This window comes from Kordiimonas lipolytica, assembly GCF_042651265.1.
GTDB classification, from domain to species: Bacteria; Pseudomonadota; Alphaproteobacteria; order Sphingomonadales; family Kordiimonadaceae; genus Kordiimonas; species Kordiimonas lipolytica.
Window position 1 is genome coordinate 13,571 of record NZ_JBHSCR010000016.1, and the last position, 19,547, is coordinate 33,117.

The window sequence follows — 19,547 nt, forward strand, 5'->3', positions numbered from 1 at the left end:
TCCCGTCGCATTCACATTCCGCATTATAATATAACAGGTCATACCGTGTCGTAACGATATAAATGGATACGACGCGAGGAAACCCGTTCCATGAAACTTACAGAAAAAAGCCTGAAGAATCCGGCGGCTGTCATCGTGGTGGCTGCCATGGCGCTTGTACTGGGTGCCGTGATGCTGACCAAACTGCCTGTGCAGCTGTTCCCGGCAATTGAGCGCCCGCAATTGGCCGTGCAAGTGTTCTGGCGCGGCGCCAGCCCGTCTGAGATCGAATCAGAGATCATCGAGCCCGTTGAAGAGGTGATGCAAGGCATCCCGGGCCTTGAGGAGATGCGCACCTTCTCGAACAACAGCTTCGGCTTTGTATCGCTGGAGTTCGCGCTTGAATCAGACATGGACCGCACGCTGATCGACGTGATCAGCCGTATCAACCGCTTGCCGCCCCTACCGGCAGATGCGGATCGGCCACGTATCCTGATGAACGGCGGCAACCCGACGGGTGAGACGCTGATCTATCTGTTCACACAGTTCCGCGACGGCAGCTCGCTGCCGCAGGACCAGTATGTCAATTTCATCCAGGACGAGGTGGTGCCACAGCTTGAAAGCGTTGAAGGCGTGGCCGATATTTCCGTGGAAGCAGGCGCGGGGTTTGGCGAAGAACTGCGCATCGAATTTGATGCCATCCGGGCTGCCGAACTGGGCATTAATGTTAATGCCATCGCGCGTCTTGTGGGCCGCACGGTCGACAGCTCAGGCGGCTTTCTTGAGGTGGGCCGTCGGCGCTATATGCTGAATTTCCAGGGCCGGTACGAGCCCGAGGAACTGCGCGCCCAGATCCTGGATTGGCGCGATGGGCGTCCGATCACCCTTGGCGATATCGCCACCGTTGAAGTGGCGCCACCAGACGCGCGCCAAGTGGTGTACCAGAACGGCAACCCGGCCGTGGGTATGCGCGTGATCCGCGAAAGTGGCGCCAACGTGCTTGCCACCATTGATCGCCTGACCGAAAAGCTGGATGAGATGAACAGCGGCATGCTGGCCGAAAAAGGCATCGCGATTGAAAAATCCTTCGATCCGTCGGTCTTTATCAAGCGTGCGATCAACCTGCTGTCCACCAACCTGGTGATCGGCATCCTGCTGGCGGTGGGTGTGCTGTGGTGGTTCTTGCGCCAGATGCGCGCCACGCTTCTGATCGCACTTACGATCCCTGTGTGCCTTTTGACCACAATCATCGTGCTGGCAATGTTCGGGCGCACGGTGAATGTGATCTCGCTTGCGGGCCTCGCCTTTGCTACAGGGATGGTGCTTGATGCTGCCATCGTGGTTCTGGAGAACATCGTGCGACTTCGCGAGCGCGGCGAAAAACCACGCATCGCATCCCTGCTGGGGGCCGGGCAGGTGTGGGGTGCGCTTTTGGCTTCCACCACCACAACCGTGGCTATCTTTGTGCCGATCCTGTTCCTGAAGGACGTGGAAGGCCAGCTGTTCGCCGACTTGGCACTGACGATCGCCATTGGTGTTGGCCTGTCGCTCATCGTGGCGGTTACTGTGCTGCCTGTGGCGGCAGAAGCCTGGCTCAAGAAGCTTCCGGCCAACGAGGCCGCTGGCGCGCGAGCCAAGCGTTTCTCGGGCAAGCTGATGCGTCTCACGGGCACACCCATGCGCCGCGTGGGTCTGATCGTGGGCCTGATGGCGGGTGCGGTTGGCCTCAGCTACAGCCTGTTGCCCAACATGAACTATCTGCCGCCGGTGAAACGGGACGCAGTTGACGCCTTCGTCTCCTTCCCGTCTGGCGCCAACACAGAAACCATCGAACGCGAGATTGTCAGCGTCATCGTTGACCGGTTGAAGCCCTATATGTCGGGTGAAAAGGAACCGGCGCTGAGGAACTATTATTTCATCACCTTCCCGAATGGACAGGGTGGGTCACTGGGCATTCGCGCGAAGGACCAGAACAAGGTCAAAGAGCTTGAGAAGCTGGTGAATGAGGAAATCCTCGTGGGCTTCCCGGATGTGTTTGCTTTCGGCCAGCAGGGCAACCTGTTCGGCGGCTTCGGTGGCAATGGCTCTGTGCAGCTGCACCTGCAGTCGCGTGATCTGGACGGCCTCAGGGACGCGACCATGACAGCCATGCAGCTGGTGCAGGAAAACCTGCCGGGTGCCCGCGCACAACCGAACCCGGATCCGAATGTGGTGTCGCCTGAGCTGAAAGTGGTGCCCAACGACCGCCGCCTGGCTGAAGTCGGCTATACCCGTGGTGACGTTGCGCGCATCATCCGGGCGCTTGGTGACGGCCTGTGGCTTGGCGAACATTTCGACGGCGAACGCCGTGTGGACATGATCCTGAAGTCGCAGGACTGGGCGGAGCCCGAAGCGCTTGAAAGTGTGCCTTTGGCCACGCCGCGTGGTGGCACGGTGCTGCTGGGTGACCTTGTATCGATCGAACGCAGCGTGGGCCCAAGCTTTGTCCAGCGCGTGGACCGCAAGCGGACCGTGACGCTCAATATCAACCAACCCGAAGGCATGGCGCTTGAAGACATGATCGCAGTGCTGAAGGACAAGGTTGAGCCTGAGCTTCGCCCCCTTATGCCGACTGACGGCACCATCAGCTATGGCGGCAGCGCAGATTCGCTTGAGCGGGCCGTTAGCTCGCTGGCTCTCAACTTCGTGCTGGCCCTGGGCCTGCTGTTCATGATCCTTGCGGCGCTCTTCAAGTCCGCCAAGGACGCCATCTTTGTGGTGATCACCATTCCGCTGGCTACAGTTGGCGGTGTGCTGGCGCTGCGCCTCCTGAACCTGGTGTCCTTTGCGCCGCTTGATCTCCTGACCATGATCGGCTTCATCATCCTGCTGGGCCTGGTGGTCAATAATGCCATCCTGCTGGTGGCCCAGACCCGGGCGGGCGAAGCCGAAGGGCTGACCCGTGACGAAGCGGTAGAGCGGTCTCTGGCGCTTCGCCTGCGGCCGATCTTCATGAGCACGCTGACATCCATCATGGGCATGCTGCCGCTGGTGCTGTTCCCCGGTGCGGGTAGCGACATCTACCGCGGCATGGCCACCACAATCGTGGGCGGCATGGCCGTTTCCACCATCTTTACCCTGGTTCTGCTGCCGTGTCTGTTGCGGTTCAAGGAACTGGGCATGATCGGGGCCCTGTTCGCCCGCCTGCGCGGCCGCACATTGCACCCTGCTGAATAAAATAAAAACGCGAGGAACTGAGAGATGACTATGACAATGGCAAAAGCCAAAATCCCCCTGAAAGGAACCCTTGTGGCGGTTCTTGCCGCCGCAAGCCTGTTCACCGGTGCCGCCAGCGCCCAGCAGCGCCAGATGCCGCCAGCGCTTGTGGAAGTGGCGGAAGCCAGCAATGAGATGATGGCGCCGCAAACCTACCTGCCGGGCACGGTGGTCAGCCTGAACGACAGCCGTATCTCTGCCGAAATCGCAGGCCGCGTTGTCTGGATCGCCAGCGAAGGCACGCTGCTTAAGGAAGGCGATGTGATCGCCGAGATTGACGACAGGAACCAGACGCTGGCTCTCGCGCGCAACAAAAGCCAGGTGTCGCGTCTGGAAGCTCGCATCCAGTATCTGGAAAGCGACCTGAAGCGCCTCAAGGAACTGGCGGCCAACAACAATATTCCGTCCAGCCGCCTTGAGGAGGCTGAAAGCACCCTTGCCATGACCCGCGAGGAGCTTTCCCAGGCCCGCGTAGCGGTGGAACAGGCGAAGATTGATCTGGACCGCACCAAAGTGCGCGCGCCGTTCCCGGGCCGCGTGGTGGAGCGCCTCGCGCAGATTGGTGAATATTCTTCCCCCGGTCGCCAGATTGTGCGTCTGGTTGATACCGAGCATCTGGAAGTATCCGCTCAGGCGCCGGTAACGCTTGCCCGCGTGCTGAATGACGGCCAGAAGGTGGTGATCCGTGAGGATCAGCTTGTGGCGGACACGAAAATCCGGGCCCTGGTGCCTGTGGGTGATGCGCTGAGCCGCAGCATGGAACTTCGCGTCAGTCTGCCTGCAAGCGGCCACTATGTGGTAGGTGCGGCATTGCAGGTTGGCGTGCCTGCGAACACGCCCGAGCAGGTGGTGGCGGTGCCGCGCGACGCGCTGGTACTTCGCCGCGAAGGCACTTATGTGTTCCGTGTGAAGGAAGATAATACGGCTGAGCGCCTGATGGTGACCACAGGTGCTGCCACAGGCCGCTTTGTCGCTGTAACCGGTGGCATCGAAAGCGGGGACCGCGTGGTGGTGCGCGGCGGTGAACGCCTGCGCGAAGGCCAGGCGGTTGAACTGCGCGGCGGTGTGAACCTCGCAAGTGGGCGCTAAGGGCGCCCACCTGTTCCGAGTAGCCATATGGACAAAAAGCCAAAAAACAGTGTTGGCCCCAAAAAGCCTGTTGGCGAAGCCCCTAACGGGTCCCATAATGCCCCTGCACAATCAGCGGATGACCGGAGAACCGGTCCCGTTGAGGTGCCGGGGCTTCTTGATTTAGTCCTCGAAGAAGAAAAACGCCAAAAGGCAAATCAGGGGGCTGCCGCCGACATGGATCGTTTCTTTGGGACCAAAGAACGCACGTTCTGGACTTTCCAGATATTGGGCTGGACAGGCTACGGCCTTGTTCGTTCCTTCACTGCATTTGCGATCGGGTTTGACCTGCGCTTCTATTCCATTCTGATTCTGGTGGCGATCCTGATTGGCCTGACCATGACAACAGGGCTGCGCTATCTATACCGGTTCGCCAAGGACTGGTCGTTGCCGCTGCTGCTGCCGCTTGTGGTCATAACCTGTGCCACACTTGGGCTCATGTATTCCTATATCGAGGTGTCACTCGGGCCGATCCTGATCCCATATTTTTCGCAGGCTTCCGGGCTTGGGCTATTCTCAAATGCCATGTTTGAAGCCACGACGCTCTTTGCCTGGTCGGCCATCTATTTCGGCTACCATTTCTATACAGGCATGCAGGAACAGAAGGAGCAGGCGCTGAAGGCAACGGCCATGGCGCACCAGGCACAGCTGAAGATGCTGCGCTACCAGCTGAACCCGCACTTCCTGTTCAACACCCTGAATGCCATCTCCACCCTCGTGCTTGAGAAGTCCGAAGAGGACGCCAACAAGATGCTGACGAAGCTCTCAAGCTTCCTGCGCTTCACGCTGGTGAACCAGCCAACGCAGCGTATCCCGCTGGATCAGGAACTGCACGCGCTGGGGCTTTACCTGGAGATTGAAAAGGTCCGCTTTTCAGACCGGCTGAATGTGGAGTTTGATATCGATGAACAGGCGCGGTCCGCACTGATCCCAAGTCTTCTGCTGCAGCCGCTTATTGAAAACGCCATCAAATATGCCATCGCACCGGAAATCGATGGCGGCACCATCAAGGTGGAAGCGCGTGTGGAAAACGGCTGGCTGAAGATCGGGCTGAAGGACAGCGGGCCGGGAATAGACGACCTCAACAATATCGTCAGTCAGTCGGGTTCGGGCGTGGGCATTACCAACACCAAGGAACGCCTGCACCAGATTTACGGGCCAGACCACCTGATCATGCTGGAAAACCTGGAGCCGAAAGGCCTTGGTATCTTTATCGAAATTCCTTGCGAACGAAAGAAACAAACTTAAACTTCAAAGCGGGCCGGATTTTCCAACCACAGAGCTCGCAGCAAAACTGACCGGGGTAGGAACATGGGGAAAATACGCACTATTCTTGTGGATGATGAGCCACTGGCACTGCGCGGCCTGAAGATCAGGCTTGAGAAATTCGACGATATCGAGATCATCGGCACCTGCTCGAACGGGCGGGAAGCGGTGAAATCCATCAAGGAAATGAAGCCGGATCTGGTTTTCCTGGATATCCAGATGCCGGGCTTTGACGGCTTTTCGGTCCTGCGCTCGCTGGTGGGCGAGGCGGAAATCCCGCTTGTTGTGTTCGTCACCGCCTATGACCAATATGCGCTCGATGCGTTTGAGGCCCACGCGCTTGATTACCTTCTGAAGCCGGTTGAGGAAGACCGTCTGGCGGAAGCCATCACCCGCGTGCGCGAGGCTATCAGCCAGCGTATGGCGATTGAACAGAACGCCAAACTGGTGGAACTGATCGAAGGCATGGACGAGCCGTCGAAGGAGGCGCTGACCGCTATTCTGGAACAGCCGGTGGAAAGCCATGATGACCGCTTCGATCCGCACCTGCGCATCAAAGACCGCGGCCATATCACCATCGTTAGTGTCTCTGACGTGGAATATATCGACGCGGCGGGGGACTATATGTGCATCCATGTAGGCGAGAAAACGCATATCTTGCGCGAGACCATGAAGACCATGGAAAAGCGGCTCGATCCCAAGATTTTCCAGCGTATTCACCGTTCCACCATCGTGAACCTTGATAAGGTGCGAGAAGTGAAACCCCATTCGAACGGCGAATGCTTCCTGACGCTTGAGGGTGGCACCGAACTGAAGGTCAGCCGGTCCTACAAGGATGTGGTTGGACGTTTTTTATAGGGATAGGTTTCTAGTCATGGAAACTGAGGTATTGGCATTGGTCGTTTCTGGTGCTTCGGCTGTAATAGCAGGGGTGTCTGCATTCTATTCCTATAGGTCTGACGTTAGGTCCAAGCGCGCCATCCAAGAAGCATCGGCGGGTGTCGATTTATACCTTGAGGAATATTTTAAGAAGTATGAGGGAGGGAAGGAGTGCTTTTTCTTTGATCTTTCTATTTCAAACCCCGCTACGCGATCATTTTCAATTAGCGACATTGAGCTCAGAATACTGATAATGCGCTATTCAGAAAGTATTCGAACTGTGATCCTTAAGCCGGATAAGGTTGATTGGCAGGAAGGCGAAAATGAAGGCAGTGGCGATATCTTTTATCTGGAGGCAGGTCAAAAAAAGAGCTTTAAAGTTGAATTTTCTGCTTCAAAATTGAATGATATTGAGAAGGACGAGACCAAATCCTACGAGTTGCTAGTGAGGGATACACGAGGTCAGATTTCTTCTTTGGGCTTTAAATTAATTAGGACCAAGTGATTGCTTAGGTATGCTCTATCTGGCTACCGATCCAGAGTTTTTGATGGTGTGCCGGTCAAAATAACGAACTTTGGGTTGGTGGGGCACCCTGGTTGGGGTGATAGTGCTCTAGTACCATTCGTAACTGTTGATACAACTGATTGTCCGCAACTGCATGACCTGATCGAACACCATAGACGGGAAGCTGTTTCAGGCGATGTTCGTACAACTTGGGGGTTTCTAAAACGCAAACGCGATACAAAGCTGTTTTTACAGTTTCTACAGCCTGTTGAGTTGTCGATAGTCCTTTCGTTTGATTTACAAAACGAGTATCAACAGATAGATCATATTGTGGCATCTGGCGGCTTTTTCATACAGTCCTCATTGGTGGCGACAAAGCCCTCTGAAGGAATCGAGGCGTCCTATATCACCGTTGATGTGAATGCTGATTTTCCTGAATGGCCGAAACTTTTCGAAAAATATGCGGCCAAAAAACTTCGAGCTCAAGGACTAGGCAAGAAAGAAGCAGCCGAAGCAGCTAAGAAAGAACGTTTTGAGTTGGCTAGGTTTCGAGTTGGGTTTCGCCGCTAAAAGCCCCCTTTACGTGCAGATAGTAGTGCGCTGCTAGAAACAAATAATTCGAGTGCTTTTAGTGAAGTGAGGCTGCTGAATAGGTCGTCGAAGGGAAATCACATGACCACAATCGCAGAAATTTGGCGGTATCCGGTGAAGGGCCTGACGGGCCAGCGGCTTGAGACAGCCCAGCTGGAACCAGGCGGAGCGATTGCGGGTGACCGCGCCTTTGCCATCCGCCACGGCAATACCGAGTTTGACCCGGGTGCCCCAAAGCATCTGCCGAAAACCAAATTCCTTGCGCTGATGACCCACGCGGAGCTCGCGGCCCTTGAGGTCAGCTTCAGCGGCGAAGGCGACGTGATGACCGTCTCGAAGGACGGCGAGCTGCTGTTCCACGGCAGCTTGCGCGACCCGGACGAAGTGCACCGGCTGGATATCATGATGGCAACCTATATGGGTGACCGCGCAAAGGGTGCGCCGCACCTTGAAAGCGCGGAAGGCCACATGTTTTCAGACGTGCCGGAAAAGGTGCTGTCTGTTGTGAACCTCGCGAGCGTGAAGGCGCTCGGTACCCACGTCGGCGAGGCGCTTGATCCGCTTCGCTTCCGCGCGAACCTCTATCTGGACGGCTTGCCCGCCTGGGCGGAGCGCGACTGGGAGAAGGGCAGGCTGTTCACCGCGGGCGATGTAACGCTCAGGCTGATGAAACCCATCGTGCGCTGTAACGCCACCAACGTGAACCTGAAGACCGCGGAAGTGGACCAAAACCTGCCCAAGGTGCTGCAGCAGGAGTTTGGCGCCAATCTGATGGGCATCTACTGCACGGTGGAAAGAGCCGGTGTTATCAAGCTTGGCGACCCGTTCATGCCTGTGGATTGATGCTTATGGGTTGCTCCTGATGTCACCCTGAACTTGTTTGGCGTGCCGCCCGCTTCGCGAACAGGGTCTATCTTTCTTCCTCGCCTGCTACCGGATGTGTTCCTGGATGCTGAAACAAGTTCAGCATGACGAATTCTGGTGCTTCGCGGCCCATTCTTCTTTTGTGATTTCCCACACCAGTGACGCTCGGGTGCTGCCGTCAGGCCGGGTGCTGGTGATTTCGCCTTTGCGCACAAACCCAAGATAATCCAGAAGCTTTGCGGTGCGGATATTATCAAGCGCGGCGGTTTCCACGATCAGGTCCAGCCCAAGGGCGTCGAACATCCAACCGAAGCTCATCGCCGCGCCCATCTGCCCGCGCCCCTTGCTTTGCATGTCGGGGTGCACGGCACCGCCCAGCTCCCCCGCCGCCCACTGCGGCCAGAAGCTGAAATCGCTGTAGCCGACAATACGGCCCGTGGCGTCCAGGTTCAGGAACATCAGCCCCACACCTTTCTCGCGCTCGCGCTCGTGCGCTTCGATGAAGGCGCGCACGCTCTCCACCGTAAGCGGCCGGGGCAGGGTGTAGATGGGGGCGTAAACCTTGGGGTCGGAAAGGAAGGCGTGGAAGGCTTCAGCGTCATCCGGGGTGGCGAGCCGCGCCGCCCGGTCTGGCGTTGGCATGCTGGTGGCTGCGCGCACCGCGCTGCGGATGGCATCAGCCCGCGCGTCTGAAACCTTGTTGCGTGTGATTGGCGTGCCGCTGTCTTCTGCCATCTGTCTGCCCCCAAGTTTGTCTTAACCGTGAAATGGGGCAGGGCGCAGTGGTTTCAATGGCGGCGGCCATTGCGGGCCGTGGTCAGTTATAGGGCCGCGTGAAGTGATACTGGGCAGAACAGCGCCGACCGTTCACCATGCTGTCGAATGTACCGAAATAGGTGACATACTGGCCATATAGGCTGGTGGACATGGTGCTTGGATATCCCTGGCCCGCATTGGCCCACACGGGGCAAGGCCGGATGGTTGGGATGGGCGTGAAACGCTGGCCTGCCGGGATGGTGGGGCGGGTGTCCGCATGGCGACTTGACCGCCCGCGATGCCTGTGGCCGATGTCATCGTCCTGATAGCGGCGAATTATGGCGCGTTTACGCTCCAGGCATTCGTTGCTGTAGCCAACAAAATCGCCATCCGCGTCATAAACGCTGCATTCTTCATAGTCGCCGTCTGAAAGATATTGCGCCGATGCCGGCGCGGCCCAGAAAGCGCCGCCAGCAGCAAGCACAAAAATGGAAAACAAGCGGGTCATCGACTGTCTCCTTTCACGCCCCCAAGCGCATGAAAGGGTACAATAGTTTAGCCAAAGGGCCAAATTGTGGCGGAATGCCTGGGCCTAGACCTCGGGCATATGCTCCATCAGGCGGGGGCCAAGGCGCACGGGCTCAATGCGTTTCGCCAGCCCCGTGCGGTCGTCGGTTTCCACAAAGGTGCCGCACACGGTGGCTTCGCCGCCCGCAGGGGTGAAACGTTCCTTGTTCATGCGGGAAACGAACCGGTTGATCGGCTCAGCCTTGTCCATGCCGATCACGCTATTATAGTCCCCGCACATGCCGGCGTCGGTCTGGTAGGCCGTGCCTTTATCGAAAATTTGGCAGTCCGCCGTGGGGATATGGCTGTGGGTGCCAACAACAAAGCTCACGCGGCCATCCAGATACTGGCCCAAGGCCATTTTCTCGGACGTTGCTTCGCCGTGGAAATCCACGATGATGGCATTCACCGTCACGCCCAGGCGGTATTTGGTCAGCACCTTATCGATGGCGCGGAACGGGCATTCAAGCGCGTTCATGAACACGCGGCCCATGGCGTTGATCACCAGCACCTTCTTGCCCCGTGGCGCATCATAAACGGCATAGCCGCGGCCGGGCGTGCCTTCGGGGTAGTTGATGGGCCTCAGGATGCGGTTGTCGTTATCGATAACGGAAAGGATGTCTTTCTGGTCAAACGTGTGGTTGCCGCCGGAGATCACATCAGCGCCTGACTGGATGACCGCGCCGGCGATCTTGCTGGTGGTGCCAAAGCCCGAGGCCGCGTTTTCTGCGTTCACCACAACAAAATCCAGCTTCAGCTTTTCGCGAAGATCGGGAAGGGCGTCGATGGCGGCGGTCCGTCCAGCACGGCCCATCAGATCGCCAAGGAATAATAGTCGCATAGGTACCTGTTTTTCTTTTTTGTTAACCGCACAGGGCGAATAGCGGGCGCTATACGCTCATTTTGCGGGGCAGGATCACGCCTTCTTCCGTAATCACGCCCTGCAGCGGCCAATCGTGCGCTTCTCGGGGAACATGATCAACGATTTGGGCGCCAAAGGCAAAGCCAAATGCTTTAATTTCTGTGTGGGCGGCCAGCGTTCGGTCGTAAAACCCGCCGCCCCAGCCCAGGCGGTAGCAGTCTTCGTCGTAGGCAAGCAGCGGCACGATCAGCGCGTTGGGCACCACCTCAGGCGCGTCTGTGCAAGGATGCTGGGTGCCGAAGCTGCCAGCCTCCAGCGGGTCGCCCACGCCCCACAGACGGAATGTCAGCGGCTGGTCTTTCCCAGTCACGACCGGCAGGGCTGTGCGATATCCCGCGCGTTCAAGCGCGCTCATCAAAAAGCGGGGGTCAAGCTCGTCCCCCATGGGCCAATAGGCGCCGATGATGGCGTGCTTCTCAAAGCTTGAAAAAAGCCCCATGCCGTGCGTCGCGGCCTTCTCGGCTGCCTCAAGCGCATACATCTGATGTGCGCCCATGCGGATGCGCTTGGCATTTTCACGCATGGTCGATTTGTCTTGGCTGATTGTCATGACTGACCCTGGAAAAGAGAAGGGTGCGGGACCGCCTCTGCCGCGTTGACGTATGTATCCTCCGTAGCCTGATAAATCAGGTGGGTGCCGTTAATAGTAAGGACCACGGTCCGAACCAGGGACAGCTCCCTAGGAGAATTTATAGCCCCGGGGATTACTGCATATCGTGCGCACAGCGCAGAACCCGCGCCGTGTATTTAGGCGTTCGCGAGCTTTTCTGCAATAGCTTCCACGTCTGAGGACACCTCATTAAGCACGCTGGCGAGGTCTTCTTCACTGAGCGCGCCCATGATCCCTGCGCCGCCCTGGCCTTCAAGGGCTTCATGCAGTTCATCCGCAATCAGGATGGCGGCCATCAAAAGCAGTTTGTTTTCAGCTACATGGCCCAATTTGCCTGAAAGGTCCTTGGCTTTGGTGTCTACATAGCCCGCCAGTTTGCGCAGGCGCTCCTCGCCGCCTTCACCGCAGGCAAGCGGGTAGGATTTTCCGGCAACATCAACATTGATCTGGGCCATCAGGCGTCTCCCACAATGGTTTCAAGCTGTCCGATGGCGCCGTCAAGCTCACTGCGAATCTCATCGCGTTCGGCTTTCAGGGCCATAACAGCCTTCTTCAGTTCTGCATTCTCGGCCGCCATTGCACTGTCAGCGTCCCCGCCATCGCTGCTTGCAGCAGCCTGGGCCGCGAGCCGGTCTTCAAGGCCTTCCATCTCGTCCTGCAGCGTGGCGTACTGGCGCTTCAGGAGGCCGTAATTCTGCTCAATCGCGGCTTTTTCTTCCGCAAGCGTCGCCATCGCGGCGTCTGTGTCTGCGCCGTTGTCCTGAAGTGACAAGGTCGCCACCTGCTCATGCAGCTTGAGGTTTTCCTGTTCAAGCGCGCCCACGCGGCTCTCAAGTGTGGCTTTTTCCGCCCGCATCTTCTCAGCTGTGATTTTGGCGGCGCGTGCCGTGGCGACTTCCTGCGCCAGATGCGACATGGCGGCTTCGAGTCGCGACCGTGCGGCCTCAAGGACGTCGTTTTTTCTGCTTTCACTCATTATCGGTAGTCCCCCTGCGGCAGTGCCTGTTCAGCAACATGCAAAACACCGGATTCGGCTGGTTTCTGCCAAAGATAGGGGCGATGCCCCCCTGTCGTCAATCGCGCAGAAGGAGGCATTGTGCAATCAAACCGCCCAAAGGCCGCATCAAAAAGCGCTAGATGGTTGACTAAAGCGCGCTTCCTCGCCATTTTGGCCCCAATTTTTGGCCCCACTCAGCACGGGACAGGCCGCCGGTCCCGGGCTCAACATATAAGATGCTTTTGACCATGCCCGATTCAGAAATGCTGCAAGACGACATTCTCAACCAAAAAATGGCGAACGCGATCCGCGCTCTGTCGATGGACGCGATCCAGAAAGCCAACAGTGGCCACCCGGGCATGCCAATGGGTATGGCTGATGTGGCGACCGTGCTTTTCTCCAAATTCATGCGTTTCGACCCGAAGTGGCCGACCTGGCCAAACCGCGACCGCTTCGTGCTGTCTGCCGGTCACGGCTCGATGCTGATTTACTCGCTTCTGCACCTGACGGGCTATGAGCGCCCAACCATGGAAGACATCAAGAACTTCCGCCAGCTGCACAGCCCAACCGCCGGTCACCCTGAATTCGGTGAGTGCCCAGGCGTTGAGACCACGACTGGTCCGCTGGGCCAAGGCCTTGCGACATCCGTTGGCATGGCGATCGCTGAGCGTCTGTCAAACAAGGAATACGGCGACGATATCACCGACCACTTCACTTATGTGCTGGCCGGTGACGGCTGCCTGATGGAAGGTGTTTCCCAGGAAGCCATCTCGCTGGCGGGTCACCTGAAGCTCTCAAAAATGATCGTGCTGTGGGACGACAACTCCATCTCCATCGACGGTTCGACTGATCTGTCCACCAGCGAAGACCAGGCCATGCGCTTTGAAGCTGCGGGCTGGCACGTACAGGCTGTTGACGGCCACGACATGGAAGCCATTGAAGCCGCGATTGCCGAAGCGCAGCGCGCTGACCAGCCTTCTCTGATCGCCTGCCGCACCACCATCGGTTACGGGGCACCGAACAAGCAAGGCACGTCCGCAACCCACGGCGCACCACTGGGTGACGACGAGATTGCAGCAGCCCGCGACTTCCTGGGCTGGGACGCCGCCCCATTTGAAATTCCTGCCGACGTACTGGAAGCATGGCGCGCGGTTGGCGCGAAAGGCGCTTCGCTGTCCGCAGACTGGAAAGCCAAGTTCGAGACACTGGACGGCTTCGTGAAAGAAGATTTCGAGCGTCGCCTCAACAAAGACCTGCCAAAGGGCTTCACCGCTGCGATCAATGACTATAAAGCCAAGCTGGCGGCTGAGCCTGTGAAGGTTGCCACCCGCAAGGCAAGCCAGATGGCGCTTGAGGTAATCAACGGCGTGGTGCCTGAAACCATCGGTGGCTCTGCTGACCTGACGGGTTCGAACCTGACGAAAACCAGCCAGACTGATCCGATCCAGGCTGACGACTTCGGCGGCCGCTATATGTATTATGGCATCCGCGAGTTTGAAATGTGCGCCGCCATGAACGGTATCGCGCTTTATAACCAGCACATCCCGTACGGCGGCACCTTCATGGTGTTCACAGATTACGCTCGTCCGGCGATCCGCCTCGCGGCCCTGATGAAACAGCGCGCCATCTATGTGATGACGCACGACAGCATCGGCCTTGGCGAAGACGGCCCGACCCACCAGCCGGTGGAGCATCTGGCAAGCTTGCGCGCCATGCCGAACCTGAATGTGTTCCGCCCTTGTGACGCGGTTGAAACGGCTGAATGTTGGGCACTTTCACTTGAAAGCAAGGAAACGCCATCCATTCTGTCGCTGACGCGCCAGGGTACGATCCAGCAGCGCCTTGAGCACACAGAAGAGAACCTGTGTGCCAAGGGTGGTTACATCCTGCATGAAGCGTCGAACGGTGCGCCGAAGGTTGTGCTGATCGCATCCGGTTCCGAAGTTGAGCTGGCAGCAGCCGCGCGCGAGACGCTTGAAGCAGACGGCGTTCCAACCCGCGTTGTTTCCATGCCGTGCACGGAACTGTTTGACGCGCAGGACGCGGCTTACAAGGCTTCGGTTCTGCCGGAAGGCACTGTGCGTGCGTCCATCGAAGCAGGCTCGACCTACGGCTGGGCCAAATACACTGGTCTGGACGGCGTGAACATCGGCATGGACAGCTTCGGTGCGTCAGCGCCAGCTGAAGAGCTTTACAAATATTTTGGCATCACGTCGGACGCGCTGGTTGCAGCGGTTCGCGAGAAGCTTTAAACAGAGGCAAATTTTAGCCCACCCGATCTTTTGACCCTACTGGAGGACCCCGCGGATGACTGTTCGTGTTTCCATTAATGGCTTTGGCCGCATCGGCCGTAACGTACTGCGCGCTATCTATGAAAGCGGCCGCACCGACATTAAAGTAGTCGCAATCAACGACCTCGGCGACGTTGAGATGAATGCCTACCTTCTCAAGCGCGACAGCGTGCACGGCCCATTCCCGGGCGATGTTGCCGTTGACGGCGACAGCATTGTGGTAAACGGTGACCGTATCCGCGTGACCGCGATCCGCAACCCTGAGGAACTGCCATGGGGTGAGCTGGACGTGGACGTTGCCATGGAATGCACCGGCATCTTCACCGCGCGCGAAAAAGCTGCGATGCACCTGACGGCTGGCGCGAAGAAGGTTCTGATCTCCGCACCTGGCGCGAACGCTGACAAAACCATAGTATATGGTGTGAACCACCAGACGCTGACAGCTGACGACAAGATCGTTTCGAACGCATCCTGCACCACCAACTGCCTGTCGCCTGTTGCGAAGGTCCTCAATGACCTCGTGGGCATCGAGCGCGGTTACATGACCACAGTTCACGCCTACACTGGCGACCAGCCAGTTCTGGACACGCTGCACTCTGACCCACGCCGCGCCCGCGCCGCTGCCCTTTCCATGATCCCGACTTCCACGGGCGCTGCGAAAGCTGTTGGTCTGGTGCTGCCAGAGCTTGACGGCAAACTTGACGGTTCCGCTGTTCGCGTTCCAACGCCGAACGTATCCATGGTTGACCTGAAGTTTGATGCCGGCCGCGACACCACGGCCGAAGAAATCAACGCTGCGATCAAAGCGGCGGCTGAAGGCGAACTGAAGGGCGTTCTTGGCTATGAGGACATGCCTGCAGTTTCCATCGACTTCAACCACAACCCGAACAGCTCCACGTTCGACAGCAGCCAGACCAAGGTTATCGACGGCAAGTTCGTTCGTATCCTGACTTGGTACGACAATGAGTGGGGCTTCTCCAACCGCATGTCCGACACTGCGGTTGCGATGGCGAAGCTGGGCTAAGGCCCCGCACGGTTAATCAAATAGAGGGCGGCCCTTTCGGTCGCCCTTTTTTGTCTTAAGTGATTTGCATTCGGAGCATTTGAAAATGGCTTTCAAACGTATTTCTGACCTGGGTGACCTGACCGGCAAAACCGCCGTTGTGCGCGTGGACTTAAACGTCCCGATGGCCGACGGCAAGGTGACAGACGACACCCGCCTGCAGGCCGTAAAACCAACCGTTGACGCAATCGCCGCCCAGGGTGGCCGGTCTGTGTTGCTTGCGCACTTTGGTCGCCCCAAGGGGCAGGTGGTGCCTGAGATGTCCCTGAGGCCAGTTGTGCCTGCGCTGGCCGCAGTCCTCGGGCGCAGTGTTGGCTTTGCTGAACTCGGTGACGCGCTGCCGTCTGACGAGGTGGTGGTGATGGAAAACACCCGCTTTTTCCCGGGCGAGGAAAAGAACGACCCAGAGCTTGCGGCCAAATTCGCGGCCCTGGGCGACGTCTATGTAAATGATGCTTTCTCCGCGGCGCACCGCGCGCACGCGTCCACTGAAGCCATCGCACGCCTGCTCCCCAATGCAGCGGGTGAGACCATGGGCGCGGAACTGGAAGCCCTTGAAGCCGCGCTGGGTAAGCCTGAGCGCCCGGTTGTGGCTGTTGTGGGTGGTGCCAAGGTATCATCCAAGCTGGCGGTTCTTGAGAACCTCGTGGCCAAGGTGGATCACCTGATCATCGGTGGCGGCATGGCCAACACTTTCCTGTTCGCGCAAGGCTTCGACATTGGCTCCAGCCTGTGTGAGAAAGACCTCAAGGACACGGCGCTCAAGATCCTGGCGAACGCCGACAAGGCGGGCTGCAAGGTGCACCTGCCATCTGACGTTGTCGTGGCGCGCGAGTTCAAGGCCCATGCTGCCAATGAAGTGAAACCAGCCGACGCGGTTGTGGACGGCGAGATGATCCTGGATGCGGGCCCAGCGACAGTCGCGGGCCTCGCGGACGTTCTGGCGGAATGCAAGACGCTGGTGTGGAACGGCCCGATGGGCGCCTTTGAGATGGAACCGTTCGACATGGCGACAGTGGCGCTCGCAAAAGCGGCTGGCAAGCTGACGGATGAGGGCAAGATTCTGACCGTCGCGGGCGGCGGTGACACCGTGGCCGCGCTCGCGCACGCAGGTGTGAAGGACAGCTTCACCCATATCTCCACCGCAGGCGGCGCGTTCCTTGAGTGGATGGAAGGCAAGGCGCTTCCGGGTGTGGTCGCACTCGGGTAAACCAGCGCGTCTGCAACAACCGAATCACCAAAGCCCCCGGTCACCGATCGGGGGCTTTTTTGTGCCCGCTGCGTGCCCCGAGTCGGAGGGCGTGAAAATTGGCAGCGCTGTCAATTTTGACCGGAAGGCAATCAGGCCCTAAACCCGCACAAAAAGTGGCTTTTTGGGCCCCGATCCGCGTTGCGAAGGTAGTCCCGTTTGTGTATCAAGGGGCCACTGAATTTGCGCCGACAGACGCGCGAAACTGAGGCCCCAATAAGCTGCGAAACAGGATTAATCATGAAACCAGGTGTTGTCTTCGGCGAAGAGTATGCGGCTCTCGTCCAGAATTGTAAGGATAAGGGTTTTGCTCTCCCTGCTGTCAATGTAACCAGCACGAACACAATCAATGCTGTGATGGAAGCTGCGGCAAAAAACCGCTCTGACGTGATCATCCAATTCTCCAACAGCGGCGCGCAATTCTATGCCGGTAAAGGCATGCCTGACGAATTCGGCGCGAAAGTGCTGGGCGCTGTATCGGCTGCCCGCCATGTACACCTGCTGGCAGAGCATTACGGCATCTGTGCCATCCTGCACACTGACCACGCTAACCGCAAACTGGTGCCTTGGGTTGAGGCGCTGGTGGAAGAAAGCCGCAAGAACATCAAGCGCGAAGGCGTGCCTCTTTACACAAGCCACATGCTGGACCTGTCGGAAGAAGTCATCGATGACAACCTTGAGACCTGCGCACGCGTGCTGAAGGAAATGGCGCCGCTGGGCATGAGCCTGGAGATCGAACTGGGCGTCACGGGCGGTGAAGAAGACGGTGTTGGTTCCGACGTGGACGACGATTTCGAGAACCCGGCGCTCTATACCCAGCCTGAGGACGTTCTGAAGGCCTATGACCTCCTTGACCCGCTTGGGCATTTCTCTGTGGCGGCATCGTTCGGTAACGTGCACGGCGTCTATAAGCCAGGCAACGTGAAGCTGCGCCCTGAAATCCTGAAAAACAGCCAGGAGCTTCTGATGGCCGAGCGCGGTCTTTCCGGTAATCCGCTCAACTTCGTGTTCCACGGCGGTTCGGGGTCCGAGAAAGCCAAGATCGAAGAAGCTGTATCCTACGGCGTGTTCAAGATGAACATCGATACCGATACCCAGTTCGCTTTCTCCAAAGCTGTGGGTGAGTATGTGAATGCCAACCAGGATGCTTTCAAGTGGCAGGTTCACCCTGAAACAGGCGCGCCATACAAGAAACAGTATGACCCACGCGCGTGGCTTCGGAAGTGCGAGCAGTCGATGGTTGAACGCCTCGATGAAGCCTTCGCAGACCTGGGTGCCCAGGGCAAGACGATGGCTGACAGCTAGGACTGCCGCAAAGATATCTGATTAGGGGGGCATCTGCCCCCTTCTTCATTTTTTGAACCCTTTCCCTTTTCGTGCGCGCCAAAATAGGGCATACGCGGGGAGAGGGATTTTCATTTATCAAGAGGGTGACTGCGGTGTCTGAAACAACGGAAGGCTGCCTGCTTTATCTGATCACGCCGGACCGGATCGACGATCTGGACGATTTCGCCACCAAGCTGGATGAATCGCTTGGGGCGGGCGACGTGGCGTGCGTGCAACTCCGCCTCAAGGGCGTGGACGACGACACGATTGTGCGTGCCGCTGAAAAGCTGATGCCTATCGCCCACAGCCATGATGCCATTTTCCTGATCAATGACCGTGCCGACCTTGCGGCCAAAGTGGACGCGGACGGTGTGCACCTTGGCCAGCAAGACGGCGATGTGCCTTCCGCGCGCACGCTGCTTGGCCACGGCAAGGACATTGGCGTTACCTGTCATGACAGCATGCACCTGGCTTACAAGGCGGGTGAAGAGGGCGCGAACTATGTGGCCTTCGGCGCCTTTTTTCCAAGCGACACCAAAGACACGGAATACCGGCCAGAGCTGGATATCCTGACCGTGTGGGATGAGGTAACGGAGCTTCCATGCGTGGCCATCGGCGGCATCACGCCAGAGAACTGCCGCGAGCTTGCAGATGCCGGCGCGCACTTTGTGGCCGCTTGCTCCAGCGTGTGGAACCACCCGGACGGGCCAGCCGCCGCCGTACGCGCCTTCAATGAGGCGCTGGCGTAAAAAAAAAAGGGGCCGCTTTCGCGGCCCTTCGTTTATCAGGTTCAGTATTTAATGTTGAGGGCACGGTCCAGGCTATAGCGCCCGCCGCCTTTGACGGCGAAAGATGCAGCCAGGATGGCCCACAGGATTGGGTATTCCCAGCCGCCACCGGTCCAGAAGAAACCGGCGCTAAAGTGTACGGTGCTGGCGACCAGAAGCATGACAGTGATGGCGATGGCGGCGGACCGGGTGAAAAGCCCAAGTGCGAGGGCGAGGCCCGCGAAAAACTCCACCGAGCCCGCACCAAGCGCCGCCAGGTATCCGTTCGAGAAACCAAGCTGGGCCTCAAAAAACTGGCCGGTGGCATCCAGGCCGTATCCGCCGAACCAGCCGAAAAGCTTCTGTGCGCCGTGGGGCACAAGGAAGGCGCCGGTGACCACGCGGGCGACCGTGTCGCCGATGTCCGAGAAGCGGCCCAGAAGGCCTTCAAGGGTTGGCAGGCCAAAGGGGCCGGTTGTTGTATCTGTTGCACTTGTCATTAGGTGTCTCCTGATCATTTTGCGGGCCGCGC

The 19,547-nt window shown here is 58.2% G+C and carries 19 protein-coding genes; 12 read left to right on the plus strand and 7 right to left on the minus strand.

Annotation, left to right across the window (positions count from 1 at the left end; all coding sequences use genetic code 11):
• Positions 1-90 precede the first annotated feature (90 nt).
• The 7 genes from ACFO5Q_RS15400 to ACFO5Q_RS15430 all read left to right on the plus strand — a co-directional run bounded on the left by ACFO5Q_RS15400 (position 91) and on the right by ACFO5Q_RS15430 (position 8,446).
• On the plus strand, positions 91-3,195 hold the full coding sequence (locus ACFO5Q_RS15400; protein ID WP_068146771.1) for an efflux RND transporter permease subunit: 3,105 nt from the start codon (positions 91-93) through the stop codon (positions 3,193-3,195).
• Positions 3,196-3,219: 24 nt separating this feature from the next.
• Entirely contained in the window at positions 3,220-4,323 is a 1,104-nt protein-coding gene (locus ACFO5Q_RS15405) for an efflux RND transporter periplasmic adaptor subunit (RefSeq protein WP_068146773.1), read from the plus strand.
• Positions 4,324-4,539: 216 nt separating this feature from the next.
• Positions 4,540-5,610, plus strand: a complete 1,071-nt coding sequence (locus tag ACFO5Q_RS15410) for a sensor histidine kinase (protein ID WP_197421020.1) — start codon at positions 4,540-4,542, stop codon at positions 5,608-5,610.
• Positions 5,611-5,673: 63 nt separating this feature from the next.
• Positions 5,674-6,486, plus strand: a complete 813-nt coding sequence (locus ACFO5Q_RS15415) for a LytR/AlgR family response regulator transcription factor (RefSeq protein ID WP_068146778.1) — start codon at positions 5,674-5,676, stop codon at positions 6,484-6,486.
• A gap of 16 nt (positions 6,487-6,502) precedes the next feature.
• Complete coding sequence (locus ACFO5Q_RS15420) at positions 6,503-7,012, plus strand: hypothetical protein (protein WP_156431928.1); 510 nt, start codon at positions 6,503-6,505, stop codon at positions 7,010-7,012.
• Positions 7,013-7,582 (plus strand): hypothetical protein, encoded by a 570-nt coding sequence (locus ACFO5Q_RS15425; RefSeq protein WP_068146786.1) that lies wholly within the window; start codon positions 7,013-7,015, stop codon positions 7,580-7,582. It abuts the gene before it with no gap.
• A gap of 102 nt (positions 7,583-7,684) precedes the next feature.
• Positions 7,685-8,446: an MOSC domain-containing protein gene (locus tag ACFO5Q_RS15430; protein ID WP_068146788.1), complete on the plus strand. Its 762-nt coding sequence runs from the start codon at positions 7,685-7,687 to the stop codon at positions 8,444-8,446.
• A 120-nt stretch (positions 8,447-8,566) separates the two neighbouring features.
• Here ACFO5Q_RS15430 and ACFO5Q_RS15435 read toward each other — a convergent pair whose 3' ends face one another.
• The 6 genes from ACFO5Q_RS15435 to ACFO5Q_RS15460 all read right to left on the minus strand — a co-directional run bounded on the left by ACFO5Q_RS15435 (position 8,567) and on the right by ACFO5Q_RS15460 (position 12,298).
• Positions 8,567-9,202, minus strand: a complete 636-nt coding sequence (locus ACFO5Q_RS15435; protein WP_068146792.1) for a GNAT family N-acetyltransferase — start codon at positions 9,200-9,202, stop codon at positions 8,567-8,569.
• An 82-nt stretch (positions 9,203-9,284) separates the two neighbouring features.
• Positions 9,285-9,731, minus strand: coding sequence for a hypothetical protein (locus ACFO5Q_RS15440; RefSeq protein WP_068146795.1), 447 nt, complete (start codon positions 9,729-9,731; stop codon positions 9,285-9,287).
• Positions 9,732-9,815: 84 nt separating this feature from the next.
• Positions 9,816-10,631 carry a TIGR00282 family metallophosphoesterase gene (locus ACFO5Q_RS15445; RefSeq protein ID WP_068146797.1) on the minus strand — a complete coding sequence of 272 codons (816 nt, stop codon included), beginning with the start codon at positions 10,629-10,631 and terminating at the stop codon, positions 9,816-9,818.
• 49 nt (positions 10,632-10,680) lie between these two features.
• Positions 10,681-11,262 carry a 5-formyltetrahydrofolate cyclo-ligase gene (locus tag ACFO5Q_RS15450; protein ID WP_068146798.1) on the minus strand — a complete coding sequence of 194 codons (582 nt, stop codon included), beginning with the start codon at positions 11,260-11,262 and terminating at the stop codon, positions 10,681-10,683.
• A gap of 197 nt (positions 11,263-11,459) precedes the next feature.
• On the minus strand, positions 11,460-11,777 hold the full coding sequence (zapA, locus tag ACFO5Q_RS15455; RefSeq protein WP_068146799.1) for a cell division protein ZapA: 318 nt from the start codon (positions 11,775-11,777) through the stop codon (positions 11,460-11,462).
• Positions 11,777-12,298: a hypothetical protein gene (locus ACFO5Q_RS15460; protein WP_068146801.1), complete on the minus strand. Its 522-nt coding sequence runs from the start codon at positions 12,296-12,298 to the stop codon at positions 11,777-11,779. The genes zapA and ACFO5Q_RS15460 overlap by 1 nt, the downstream gene beginning before the upstream one ends.
• Positions 12,299-12,567: 269 nt before the next feature.
• Here ACFO5Q_RS15460 and tkt point away from each other — a divergent pair, with 269 nt between their 5' ends.
• From tkt to thiE, 5 genes are all read left to right on the plus strand, one after another.
• Entirely contained in the window at positions 12,568-14,571 is a 2,004-nt protein-coding gene (gene tkt / locus ACFO5Q_RS15465; RefSeq protein WP_082719833.1) for a transketolase, read from the plus strand.
• A 55-nt stretch (positions 14,572-14,626) separates the two neighbouring features.
• Positions 14,627-15,634 (plus strand): type I glyceraldehyde-3-phosphate dehydrogenase, encoded by a 1,008-nt coding sequence (gap, locus tag ACFO5Q_RS15470; protein WP_068146804.1) that lies wholly within the window; start codon positions 14,627-14,629, stop codon positions 15,632-15,634.
• An 85-nt stretch (positions 15,635-15,719) separates the two neighbouring features.
• Positions 15,720-16,883, plus strand: a complete 1,164-nt coding sequence (locus tag ACFO5Q_RS15475) for a phosphoglycerate kinase (protein WP_068146806.1) — start codon at positions 15,720-15,722, stop codon at positions 16,881-16,883.
• 279 nt (positions 16,884-17,162) lie between these two features.
• Entirely contained in the window at positions 17,163-18,227 is a 1,065-nt protein-coding gene (fbaA, locus tag ACFO5Q_RS15480; protein ID WP_068146809.1) for a class II fructose-bisphosphate aldolase, read from the plus strand.
• Positions 18,228-18,361: 134 nt separating this feature from the next.
• Complete coding sequence (thiE, locus tag ACFO5Q_RS15485; RefSeq protein ID WP_068146811.1) at positions 18,362-18,997, plus strand: thiamine phosphate synthase; 636 nt, start codon at positions 18,362-18,364, stop codon at positions 18,995-18,997.
• Between the two features lie 41 nt (positions 18,998-19,038).
• Here thiE and ACFO5Q_RS15490 read toward each other — a convergent pair whose 3' ends face one another.
• Positions 19,039-19,515 carry a DoxX family protein gene (locus ACFO5Q_RS15490; protein WP_068146814.1) on the minus strand — a complete coding sequence of 159 codons (477 nt, stop codon included), beginning with the start codon at positions 19,513-19,515 and terminating at the stop codon, positions 19,039-19,041.
• Positions 19,516-19,547 lie beyond the last annotated feature (32 nt).

Bases quoted from the DNA above. Each gene is read 5' to 3' on its own strand.
- ACFO5Q_RS15400 (WP_068146771.1), top strand. From the start codon at position 91: ATGAAACTTACAGAAAAAAGCCTGAAGAATCCGGCGGCTGTCATCGTG.
- ACFO5Q_RS15405 (WP_068146773.1), top strand. From the start codon at position 3,220: ATGACTATGACAATGGCAAAAGCCAAAATCCCCCTGAAAGGAACCCTT.
- ACFO5Q_RS15410 (WP_197421020.1), top strand. From the start codon at position 4,540: ATGGATCGTTTCTTTGGGACCAAAGAACGCACGTTCTGGACTTTCCAG.
- ACFO5Q_RS15415 (WP_068146778.1), top strand. From the start codon at position 5,674: ATGGGGAAAATACGCACTATTCTTGTGGATGATGAGCCACTGGCACTG.
- ACFO5Q_RS15420 (WP_156431928.1), top strand. From the start codon at position 6,503: ATGGAAACTGAGGTATTGGCATTGGTCGTTTCTGGTGCTTCGGCTGTA.
- ACFO5Q_RS15430 (WP_068146788.1), top strand. From the start codon at position 7,685: ATGACCACAATCGCAGAAATTTGGCGGTATCCGGTGAAGGGCCTGACG.
- ACFO5Q_RS15435 (WP_068146792.1), bottom strand. From the start codon at position 9,202: ATGGCAGAAGACAGCGGCACGCCAATCACACGCAACAAGGTTTCAGAC.
- ACFO5Q_RS15440 (WP_068146795.1), bottom strand. From the start codon at position 9,731: ATGACCCGCTTGTTTTCCATTTTTGTGCTTGCTGCTGGCGGCGCTTTC.
- ACFO5Q_RS15445 (WP_068146797.1), bottom strand. From the start codon at position 10,631: ATGCGACTATTATTCCTTGGCGATCTGATGGGCCGTGCTGGACGGACC.
- ACFO5Q_RS15450 (WP_068146798.1), bottom strand. From the start codon at position 11,262: ATGACAATCAGCCAAGACAAATCGACCATGCGTGAAAATGCCAAGCGC.
- zapA (WP_068146799.1), bottom strand. From the start codon at position 11,777: ATGGCCCAGATCAATGTTGATGTTGCCGGAAAATCCTACCCGCTTGCC.
- ACFO5Q_RS15460 (WP_068146801.1), bottom strand. From the start codon at position 12,298: ATGAGTGAAAGCAGAAAAAACGACGTCCTTGAGGCCGCACGGTCGCGA.
- tkt (WP_082719833.1), top strand. From the start codon at position 12,568: ATGCCCGATTCAGAAATGCTGCAAGACGACATTCTCAACCAAAAAATG.
- gap (WP_068146804.1), top strand. From the start codon at position 14,627: ATGACTGTTCGTGTTTCCATTAATGGCTTTGGCCGCATCGGCCGTAAC.
- ACFO5Q_RS15475 (WP_068146806.1), top strand. From the start codon at position 15,720: ATGGCTTTCAAACGTATTTCTGACCTGGGTGACCTGACCGGCAAAACC.
- fbaA (WP_068146809.1), top strand. From the start codon at position 17,163: ATGAAACCAGGTGTTGTCTTCGGCGAAGAGTATGCGGCTCTCGTCCAG.
- ACFO5Q_RS15490 (WP_068146814.1), bottom strand. From the start codon at position 19,515: ATGACAAGTGCAACAGATACAACAACCGGCCCCTTTGGCCTGCCAACC.